At 41.3% G+C, this 10,316-nt stretch carries 10 protein-coding genes and 3 pseudogenes; 8 read left to right on the plus strand and 5 right to left on the minus strand.

The window, feature by feature from the left end; all coding sequences use genetic code 11:
• Positions 1 to 39: 39 nt before the first annotated feature.
• On the minus strand, positions 40 to 588 hold the full coding sequence (locus AB6D07_RS21830; protein WP_372092028.1) for a hypothetical protein: 549 nt from the start codon (positions 586 to 588) through the stop codon (positions 40 to 42).
• Between the two features lie 591 nt (positions 589 to 1,179).
• Between AB6D07_RS21830 and AB6D07_RS21835 the strand changes: the two are divergent.
• Positions 1,180 to 2,300, plus strand: a pseudogene (locus tag AB6D07_RS21835) (IS3 family transposase).
• Between the two features lie 105 nt (positions 2,301 to 2,405).
• Positions 2,406 to 2,612 (plus strand): hypothetical protein, encoded by a 207-nt coding sequence (locus AB6D07_RS21840; RefSeq protein WP_158008877.1) that lies wholly within the window; start codon positions 2,406 to 2,408, stop codon positions 2,610 to 2,612.
• A 43-nt stretch (positions 2,613 to 2,655) separates the two neighbouring features.
• Here AB6D07_RS21840 and AB6D07_RS21845 read toward each other — a convergent pair whose 3' ends face one another.
• Together AB6D07_RS21845 and AB6D07_RS21850 are read right to left on the minus strand one after the other, a co-directional pair.
• Positions 2,656 to 3,285 carry a DsbA family protein gene (locus tag AB6D07_RS21845; RefSeq protein WP_017103054.1) on the minus strand — a complete coding sequence of 210 codons (630 nt, stop codon included), beginning with the start codon at positions 3,283 to 3,285 and terminating at the stop codon, positions 2,656 to 2,658.
• Between the two features lie 97 nt (positions 3,286 to 3,382).
• Positions 3,383 to 3,721, minus strand: a complete 339-nt coding sequence (locus AB6D07_RS21850) for a Grx4 family monothiol glutaredoxin (RefSeq protein WP_017076187.1) — start codon at positions 3,719 to 3,721, stop codon at positions 3,383 to 3,385.
• A gap of 269 nt (positions 3,722 to 3,990) precedes the next feature.
• Between AB6D07_RS21850 and sodB the strand changes: the two genes are divergently transcribed.
• The 6 genes and pseudogenes from sodB (at position 3,991) to AB6D07_RS21880 (ending at position 8,532) form a co-directional block, all read left to right on the plus strand.
• Positions 3,991 to 4,575 (plus strand): superoxide dismutase [Fe], encoded by a 585-nt coding sequence (gene sodB, locus AB6D07_RS21855; RefSeq protein ID WP_017103055.1) that lies wholly within the window; start codon positions 3,991 to 3,993, stop codon positions 4,573 to 4,575.
• Positions 4,576 to 4,840: 265 nt separating this feature from the next.
• Positions 4,841 to 5,344, plus strand: coding sequence for a VC2046/SO_2500 family protein (locus AB6D07_RS21860; protein WP_277814453.1), 504 nt, complete (start codon positions 4,841 to 4,843; stop codon positions 5,342 to 5,344).
• Positions 5,345 to 5,623: 279 nt separating this feature from the next.
• Positions 5,624 to 5,878, plus strand: a pseudogene (locus AB6D07_RS21865) (SDR family NAD(P)-dependent oxidoreductase); the annotation flags it as partial.
• Positions 5,879 to 5,988: 110 nt separating this feature from the next.
• Positions 5,989 to 7,188, plus strand: coding sequence for an IS4 family transposase (locus tag AB6D07_RS21870; RefSeq protein WP_372092034.1), 1,200 nt, complete (start codon positions 5,989 to 5,991; stop codon positions 7,186 to 7,188).
• Positions 7,189 to 7,197: 9 nt separating this feature from the next.
• Positions 7,198 to 7,638, plus strand: a pseudogene (locus AB6D07_RS21875) (SDR family oxidoreductase); the annotation flags it as partial.
• Between the two features lie 270 nt (positions 7,639 to 7,908).
• Complete coding sequence (locus AB6D07_RS21880) at positions 7,909 to 8,532, plus strand: response regulator transcription factor (RefSeq protein WP_017103057.1); 624 nt, start codon at positions 7,909 to 7,911, stop codon at positions 8,530 to 8,532.
• On the opposite strand, the gene AB6D07_RS21885 is transcribed toward AB6D07_RS21880, so the two are convergent.
• Together AB6D07_RS21885 and AB6D07_RS21890 are read right to left on the minus strand one after the other, a co-directional pair.
• Positions 8,529 to 9,410: a LysR family transcriptional regulator gene (locus AB6D07_RS21885; RefSeq protein WP_017103058.1), complete on the minus strand. Its 882-nt coding sequence runs from the start codon at positions 9,408 to 9,410 to the stop codon at positions 8,529 to 8,531. The two genes, AB6D07_RS21880 and AB6D07_RS21885, sit on opposite strands and share 4 nt — an antisense overlap.
• A 310-nt stretch (positions 9,411 to 9,720) precedes the next feature.
• The gene (locus tag AB6D07_RS21890) at positions 9,721 to 9,819 is read right to left on the minus strand and encodes a diguanylate cyclase domain-containing protein (protein WP_139137565.1); all 99 of its coding nucleotides are present in this window, start codon (positions 9,817 to 9,819) and stop codon (positions 9,721 to 9,723) included.
• Positions 9,820 to 10,316: the final 497 nt, after the last annotated feature.

Genomic DNA, 10,316 nt, shown 5'->3' on the forward strand with positions numbered 1-10,316 from the left:
GCTGATCAGATCGTAGGTTCTTGATTTAGTTCCATTGAATTACGCAACAAAGCCTGTATACGCGTCAATCGCGCTAGTGTCAGACGTAGAAACTGCATTTAGAAGAAGAATATCGCCTGTGTGGGAAGTAACTTGAGTCACACCAGTTGAAGAAGCAGTTGCCAGTTGGGTACCATCGTTATTTACTGACCACTCGATACCCGTAATCGGAGAACCATTCGCAAAGAAAGCCACATCAGCAACCGTCCACTCGATAGAACGACCTTCTGTACCGCCTGCACCGTCATCACGTTCAGTAGAAGAAACCAATTGACCAACGACCGGACTAGAAGCTGACCCAGTGTTATCACGCGCCTCAAGTTGAATGTTTGGAGCTACAATTGCGCCGTTTTGAGCACGCATTAGCTGACCGATAGGAGTCACTAGTGCGCCACCTTCACCCGTAATTAAAAAGCCGTCCGACTGGATAACACCAGGAACAACACCTTGCCAGTTTGCCGTAGCCGTAGCCGTATCACCTTCTGCTGCGTATGAACCTTGAGTTACTAATGCAATTGCGAAAAATGACATAAATTTGTTAAATTTCATATACTCACCTTATTTGTAGAATTTAATTGTAAATACCTAAGTTACGTTATTTATTATAATGACTTCGCGCGCCGATTTATTAGCACGTCGATACACACACGCTTAACGATGCTATTGACACGCCCATTCCATACAACCCCAAAGAATATGCCAGAATGAAAATGAAAACTGAATACAGCAAACGCAGTCTCAGAAAATTCCTACAGCGAATTCCAGAAAATTCCTACAAGCAAAAAGCAAGGCGTTAAATCAAGGTTGCATTTCGAATCATCGAGAATAAAAACTTGTAAGAAGAAGCTAAGTAAGCAGATGTTCAAAGTTGACTTGACCAATAAGCTCAATTGGAGATTGTCGGGTTAGTTAAATGAACATTTAGAGCTAATTATATGTAGATATCTTTGAGTTCTATATCTGTCTTTATGATTTATCTTTGCCTTGGATTTTAATATAAAATGAAAAACTCTAACTGAGAAAGTTCATTTTTGTCCAAACAATGAGTTGCAAGGAATACAAGAAACTAAGAAACCACAGCACACCTACTCTGTAGTTGACCCGACCTAGTGGACACCTTCATTGTAATTGGAGGTGTTGATGCCAGCTTATAAATCAGGTAAAAAAACTCAGCAATATCTCACGGAATTTAAGATAACTGCCGTCCGGCTTTCGCTTCGAGAAGGAGCTACAGTTAAAAGCATGGCACTATCATTAGATATCCACCCTTATATGCTTTCAAAATGGCGAAAGGACTATAGAGAATGGGTTATTTTGGAAGATAAACGTAAGAAAAGGACTAAGATCCCGAGTCAGAAAACTGAGTCTAGTCGGATTGCAGGGCTTGAACGTCAGAACGAACAACTTAAGCTCGAGAATGACTTGCTAAAAAAGTGGCAACGATTCGTTGCCCAAGAAAATCGACAAAATTCCGATTCATAGCCCATTACAAAACGCGTTATTCCATTATATTGATTTGTCGTTTTCTATCTGTTTCTAAGTCGGGTTACTACGCATGGCTTGATAGAGAGCCAAGCCGCTACGATCAAGAATAGCAGGTTTGAAGAGGCTAATAATTAAAGTGTTTACCCAGAGTCGAGAGACTTACGGTAGTCCACGAGTTCATGCAGAGCCGGGGCGCCAAGGAGTTTTGGTTAGCCGAAAGCGTGTGGATCGGATCACGAGAGAACAAGGGCTAAGAGCGCGAAGTTATCACATTTACATGAAAATGGCCAAACTACATCGGTTCTATCAATCGATTGAGAATATTAGAAAAAAACACCAAAACCAACGGCAGTTAATCAACAATGGTCTGGAGATCTAACGTATATAAAGCAAGGTAAACGTTGGATGTATCTAGCGGTCGTTATCGATCTTTACTCGCGTAAAATCGTCGGTTGATCGCTTGGTAGTAAGAAGAGTACACAGCTAACAATAAGTTCGTTGAGACTGGCAATTGGAAATCGAAAGCCACAAGAGCGCTTATTATTTCATACCGACAGAGGCTCTGAATATCGAGCCCATGGAGTTCGAGCTTTATTATCAAAAAATGGAATTGTCCCAAGTATGAACTGTCCAGGTCATTGCGCAGATAATGCGGAGGTGGAGTCGTTCTTCCATACGCTCAAAGGCGACATAATTAGGAAAAATAGTTTTAAAAGTGAGAAGCATCTTAGAGATAAACTTGCCGATTATATCCAGCATTTTATAACCGTTATTAACTGCACTCAAGTCTTGGATATCGAACCCCGCATGAATATGAAGTAGCGGCGGGTTAAAGATAATAAGGGTGTCCATTTTATCGGGTGAAGTCACTTAAAGGCGCTATGAAAATGACCGCATGTGACACGATCGCCGTACCATTAGCTAACATTAAAGTGCAGACAAACGATCTGGTACTCGAAGCTATTAACCTAGCGCAAGTCGAATTAAAAATTGATGCGTCAATCGAAGAAGTGAATTCGATATTTGATCGGTTTACAGAAGAAATAAACCGGCGACGCCAAACAAAAAAGGCTTACTCTGATGAGTAAGCCTTGGACATAATTTGCGTTAATACAGAAAACTCTCGCAGAATTATGCAGCGGGAGCGTTGTTCACAAGTACTTCACGAATCGACTTAAGCGTCGCTTCGGTCGATTGGTAATCTAACTCAACTTCACTAAAGATACCGTTCATTTCAAGCATTAAGGTCGGGTAAGAATGTACGCCCATCGCTTCTTTAAAGCCTAACTGGTCATCTAATTCGCTTTCCAATAACTTACTAGAAAGATCATTTTCAAACTGTTGTACATTCATCCCTAGCTCTTCCGCTAACTGCAAATGCGTTTCTTGGCTGTGTGGCAACATCGCACGAAGATAGTAAGCGTGTTGGATTGCTTCAAGCATCGCTTCGTAATGGTCTTGAAAACCAGCAGCGATCACGGCACGACAAGCAGGGTAAGTGCTGCGAACTGGTTGGCATTCAGTCCAAAACTCATGATTAAATTCCGTACCCAGCTTAGCTTCAATCTGCTTCCAGATAGCTTGCAGCTTACCTTTCATCTCTTCTGACATAGGATCTTCAGAATCAGGAGCCAAACCACCGACTACGTAGTTAAACTCAATACTCGCAGGTAGCTGCTGTTTTAAGAGTTCTAATGTTGGCTTATAACCCCAGCACCAACTGCACATTGGGTCATGCACATAATGAAGTTTTACGTCCATTGTTCATTCCTTATCGAGTCTTTCAAACCATTCAGACAAAAAAGGAGCCTCACTAAGGGCCCCTTCCATTCAATATTTAAGCGCAAAGGCTTAAAGCTTACTCAGCGTCGTCGCCAGCTACTTTAGCAGCCGCTTCTTTAACGATTGGCTGAAGTTCGCCTTTTTGGAACATCTCAAGAATGATGTCACAACCACCGATCAGCTCACCGTCAACCCAAAGTTGTGGGAACGTTGGCCATTGTGCGTAAGCTGGAAGCTCTGCACGGATGTCAGGGTTTTGTAGGATATCTACGTAAGCAAATTTTTCACCACATGCCATTAGAGCTTGAGATGCTTGAGAAGAAAAACCACAGCTTGGCAGCTTAGGAGAACCTTTCATGTAAAGTAGAATGGTGTTTTCTTCAATTTGCTGTTTGATTTTATCGATAGTTTCCATTGCTTCCTCGTTAATGGATTACGGCTTTTATTGCCTTTATTCTACCCCAAACCAAAAGAATAAAAACCATATAAAAAAAGCGGTTTACGAGCTAAGCTAACAATTCACACAAAAGTGATGAATTAAGCTTTTAATAAAGTAAAAACTTGCTAAACTATATCGCAAGTCAGCAAATTGACCATGGTTGGCTGTAAAGCGAACCATGAATAATAATATCACTGGAAGCAATCGAAAGAGTTAACTCTTTCATATCAATGGAGAATTGAGCAATGGCATTTGAACTACCGGCTCTTCCTTACGCGAAAGACGCGCTAGAACCACACATCTCAGCAGAAACGCTAGATTTCCACCACGGTAAGCACCACAACACTTACGTTGTTAAGCTAAACGGTCTTATCCCAGGTACTGAGTTTGAAGGCAAAACACTAGAAGAGATCGTTAAGACTTCTACTGGTGGTGTTTTCAATAACGCTGCTCAAATCTGGAACCACACGTTCTACTGGCACTGTCTTGCTCCTAAAGCAGGAGGCGAACCAACTGGCGTTGTTGCAGAAGCTATCAACGCTGCATTCGGTTCTTTCGAAGAATTCAAAGCGAAATTCACTGATTCAGCAATCAACAACTTCGGTTCTTCTTGGACTTGGTTAGTTAAGAAAGCTGACGGTTCTCTAGACATCGTTAACACTTCTAACGCTGCTACTCCTCTAACAGAAGAAGGGGTTACTCCACTTCTAACTGTTGACCTATGGGAACACGCTTACTACATCGATTTCCGCAATGTTCGCCCTGACTACATGGCTGCATTCTGGAACCTAGTAAACTGGTCTTTCGTAGAAGAGAACCTAGCTAAGTAATTATTACTTACGCTGCGCTATTTATATAGCGAGTTATCTATTGAAAGCTCATGCCTCGGCGTGAGCTTTTTTGTATCTATCGTATTCCACAAAATCTAGACCTTTCTTAGCCTATTAACCTATTAGCCAGTTAACCAAGAGAGCTGACTTCTCGACCAATTCCTAGCACTCTTCCCCGCCCTGCATAAATTCTCTATTTACCTGTAATTAAACACTAAAGTTTGCCGACTCCATGCCGTTAAAGGTGTATCCAATGAGAGGCAGCATGCAAATACATACTTTAGACAAAGCAGGAATCATCAACGAACTGAAGTTCGGCATCGGGATCAGCCAAGCGGTTGAGCAAGGTCGCCGTGCAGATTTCGCGTTGCTGTTGTCTATGTTTTCTAATGACGTTCGTGATTGCACACCGATTGACACCATTGAAGTCACAGAGACAACTGAAGATCGCCTGCGTAAACACTTCGGCGTGGCAGAACCGCAACAGCTTCGTTCGAACCAATCTTCGTATGAGATTTCAGCTCAGCAATCTAATTATTTTCATCAAGCTAGCCTTGCCAGCGCAAAACTCAGCCATTACTTGAAACCGGAAGCGCTTGCCTTCATGCCTGAAGATACAGCCGACTTACCCGAAGAGGTTTACCAAAACCTTTCTGGTCATGACCGACGTAAATTGGCAAACAAACAGGTACCTGATTTTCCACTTGCTACGCTCTACAATGAACTATCAACTGCCCAGCGTCAGTACCAAATTCAAGCTCAAGTATAGCGGTCACCTACCTTTCCTCTTTTTCGTTCTCTATCCACTGCTATTCTTGATTAGTTCGCCGCATTTCAAATCATTCACATGCGTGATATGAACCACCAGCCTTGGGTGAACATGAAATACGAGTTGTCGATTACTACTTGAAGTTACTGCGAAATGTGAGCTGCCACTAAGTTCATAAAAACTTATCAATTGGCACGCCTTAGTTTGAACCTCTTCACACCCATTGTATGAAATTTAACCCATCCTTATCCGACATGGACGATTTATTTAGGTGCTGGGATGGAAATAAAAAGCTCAATCATATTGGTGACATCTGCAGGCTCGCAACTCGGAGGGACGATTGCGAACCACTTTGTTAACCTTGGAGCCACAGTCATCCTTTGTAATAAAGACACGGAAGCACTTCAAGAGACCTATTTACAATGTGCTCGTTTTTCTGACTCGGTTTACCACTACACACTCAAAAGTAATGACAACCAAGCAATTCTCAGCGTGTTTGATTTTATTCAAACCACCTTCAACACTACGCCCGATGCTTACGAATCCCCTCATAATCAGGCGTAAAAACAATGAGGTAGACGCGCATCGCCGTCTTTGATCTAATGAATATCGCTGAACACACATTTCGAACAAGTGGGTTAACAATGCGCGACATTCAGATTCTACAACAAACCATACAAAACCAATGCCCCTCCATTCACAAAAAACGCGTTAGTTCTCTGATACTTGCTACAAAAAGTGTACTTGACGGCTCAGACTTAACGCTGACTAAACTAGGTCGCAAACTGGAAACTAATACCACGGTAAAACATGCGATCAAACGCGTTGATAGACTACTTGGAAATCGCCAACTACATCGTGAAAAAGACCTTATTTATAAATGGCATGCCTACTTAATAACGGGCGCCAACCCTTGCCCTGTCATCCTTGTGGATTGGTCTGATGTTCGTGAACAACTTCGTTATATGACGTTAAGAGCATCCGTTGCACTTGATGGTCGAGCCATCACAATCTTTGAGCAAGTTTTTGAGTATGGCCAATACAATTCACCAAAAAGTCACCAAATATTCCTCGATAAATTGCAGAGTATTTTGCCGAATAAAGTCAGTCCGATCATCGTTTCTGATGCGGGTTTTAGAAATACTTGGTTCCGCCAAGTACAGGAGAAAAGTTGGTTTTGGTTAGGTCGTGTCCGAGGTGAAGTGTCAATCAAACAACCTCAAAAACCTTGGGTCTCAAATAAAACCTTTTATCCAAACGCTGTCCATAAACCCAAATATCTTGGCCACTGCTTACTAGCAAAGAGATCACCGATATCTTGTGAAGCCTATGTTTATAAGGGATTAGAAAAAGGCAGAAAAGCCCAGCGCCATAGCCGAACCAGCCAAAAACACTCCGCTACACATCTCTATCAACGCAGTGCAAAGGAGCCGTGGCTACTCGCTATTAATGTCCCTCGACATATCTTAAATGAAGTACAAATTACCAACCTGTACGCCAAGCGTATGCAGATAGAAGAGACATTCCGCGCTCTAAAGAGTACCGCCTATGGGATCGCACTTCGTCACAACAGAACTCGCTGTACTAAGCGATTAGATATCCTGCTTCTTATTGCGTTGCTCGCTGAAATCTTGATGTGGTGGAATGGCCTAATTGCAGTACAGGCCAAATGGCATTTTGACTTCCAAGCTAACAGCATTAAACACCGCCGAGTTCTATCTATACCTCGTCTAGGGAGAGAGGTACAAAATCATCGGCGATATCAAATTAATGAATCCCAATATCAATGGGGAATGTTCGAATATCAAAGGCTCACACACAACGCAGGACTAGGGAAATTATGAGGGGATCCGTCAGCGCCCGATGTACTGGTCAATAATTGGATAAGCTCCCCGATGCCAAGCCTAATTGGCGATCAGCCTATCAGTAGCTTTATCAATGATCTTTCTTCTATGGCTACGACTCTTTTCGCATTTGGGCAAATCAGTGCCGAGAGATTACGAGAGGAGGATAAAGAAGGCGTTATTGTGAATGTGATCTCTCACGATGACTTCCATGACGTGTCCGGCTTAGAGAGTGCGAACTCAATGATCACTGGCTTTACCCATAGCTGGGCCAAAGAACTGACTCCATTTGGTATTCGAGTCGGCGGTGTTGTCCCGGCAATCCATAACTCCGATGGCAAACTCAACCGATGCCATTGGGCTCAGCTGCAAGATGAACTGACCAGAACAACGGAATACATCGTAACTAATGATTACTTTAGTGGGCGAGTGGTGGTAGCAGAAGTATAAAGTCTCATAGCCATTATTTACTCAACAACAGCTCACGCTATAGCTTGTCATTACGCTTGGAAAAGGGCTTACAACGGTTCAGAAAAGTCCCCCCTTATCAGGAAACAGCCTTTTTAACATAATAGAACACCTACAAGCTGTGGTTTATACTTGATATTCATAGAGTTAAATGACTACCCACTGATTTTTCCATTTCGTCAAGTTAGGTCTTCCATACATTCCTTTATAAGTTCGATATATTATCCACTCCCTGCCCCACTGAGATTAAATATGTTAAGTAATCAACCTAAACGCTGCTTAGTCATTGATAGTTTTCCACTTGTTCGTGAAACATTAAGCCAACAGTTATTAAGCTTAGATAATGTGGCTGAAGTTAAAGAGTCCAGCTCAGTAGCTGATGCATTATCTCTACTAAAAAAGGAACAATTCGACCTATTAACAATGGATGTGGAGTTGGGTCGGGATAATGGTTTTGAGCTAATGAAGCGCGTGAAAGCCACCGGTTACCAAGGTAAGATTCTATTCATCTCAAGGTTTGACTACAGCCTTCATTCTGCTCTAGCAAAAAGAAATGGCGCCAATGGTTACATTAGTAAAACAGAACCGACTTTTATTGTACGTGATGCAATGTCTTATGTTCTTCGCGGGTACAACTTGTTCAAACAGAATGATTCTAACGTCAATATTAATACTGAGAACCTATCGAGCAGAGAATTAACCGTATACCATTATTTAATAAATGGTTACAACAATAAGCAAATTGCGGAAATTCTCTTTCTAAGTGAAAAAACAATCAGCACTTATAAATCGCGAATACTTTCAAAATTCTCCGCATCTACCATCGTAGAATTGATCAAAGTGAGTGAGTTCACGTCGATGAAGACCACTCGTTAAACCACAATTTCTTGAATAAGATTAATCAATGTCTCATGCAGTGGATGAGTTCTATTAATCAATCGACAACACGTGATAATTGGGATGTCGAAAGCAAACTCACTTGGAACTTCGATGCTTTTGAAATCAGAGAGTTCAACGACTCGCTCTAGACTGATCAATGCCATACCATTTTGATTGACTAATTGACACGCAATAGCTATATCGTCCGTTTTTGCTTGATAATCGAAAAATATGCCTTTTTTTGCACACGCTTCTGAAAACCAGCGCCTTTCATCGTTCCAACCAGGAACGCGAAGAAAAACAAAAGGAAGTTTGATAACTTCATCCCACGAATTCACATGGCTATCAGAAGCAACAATAACGACAATTTTTATTTCGGCTAAACGAGATTGATAAAGGGATTTTCTACGTTCTTCATGGAAGAAGTTAATCCCTACTTGTATGCGGTTATCCAAAATGTCATTTTCAGTTTGGGATGACCATGTCTCAATAGAAATCATAGGCTTAGGGAATTTCGCCCTTATGGCGTTGTAGATTTCTAAGCCATAACGTTCCATATTCAGTGAATGGATAGCAATTCGAATAATTCCGTCATATTCGGCAGCAACAAACTTCTGCGTTTGACGCAATGATTGATTCAGTAACTCCAACCCTTGGTTAACACTTGGCATAATACCATCAAGAAAATGGGTCGGCTCTAATGAACCTGAAATACGAACAAACAGAGGATCATCGAAGTGCGCTCTTAAATGAGCCAAACGCTTACTTATGGCACTCTCCGTCACACCTAGTTTTTTCGCTACAACCTTCATGCTTCTATACCGGTATAACAAAGAAAGCTCACGCAGAAGGTTATAATTCAAATCATTAATCATTCTGAATTCCAAAGATAGAAAAACGCTATTGAGATAGCTTAACTTAGCTCAATAATTTTCTCCAGAGGCTGATGGTTTTCTTCATTAATATTTTTATAGCGATCCTAATCAGTTCTGCTTGTCGTTGATTATAAAGTTTCCCTCATTAGTTGCTCGACTACTCCAATACTGATACTGATACTGATACTGATACTGATACTGATATGGTTAAAGGTTACACGTAGATAAGAAACCGCATTATTGAGTGTTTCAGTAAGAATAGCGGCTACCTCCATATTGCAATTTGGTAACAGAGCTACCCCCCCCCAGTTCAAATAAGGCAGTCACTTTCCCTAAAAATGCGCTTCATACGTGAATAGATATGCTTAATGGCTTCATCACCTACAGCATGACCATAGGTACCGTTGATTGCTTATTTTATAGATTAACAACGAGAGGTTATCTGTAATGAATTCTAATACACATGAAAAGCCGAAGAATAGATAGTCAAATTAGTCAATGATTATCGCTTTATAAACCCTTTTTTTGAAGGGCAATCTCTTTATTTCCTAAAATCGCCTCACCATCTAGATACAGATCAACTTAGTACTTATCAATTATTTTTCAAGAATAATACACAGGATTTTTGATAGTTAGAGTGGTACAGTTTGATCACAAATTTCGATAAATCGGCAAGAAAACCTCCTCAGTCACAACTGACTCAGTGAAAGCCCTTGTAGAAAAGAGTTTTCGGTTTTGAAAGGATCGGTAAAATACGGTTACATTAGTTTCTGTGCTCTGAGGGACAAGATTAACCACTCAACTCATCGTTTCATAGATAATCGACTTTTGCTCTGATAGTTCAGAGTTAGCAAGGCTTTGTTGCGTAATTAAATTTAAAGATAGAACAACCCCGTTTCGCGTATT

Source organism: Vibrio sp. 10N.239.312.C11 (genome assembly GCF_041466065.1).
Classification (GTDB): domain Bacteria; phylum Pseudomonadota; class Gammaproteobacteria; order Enterobacterales; family Vibrionaceae; genus Vibrio; species Vibrio tasmaniensis_A.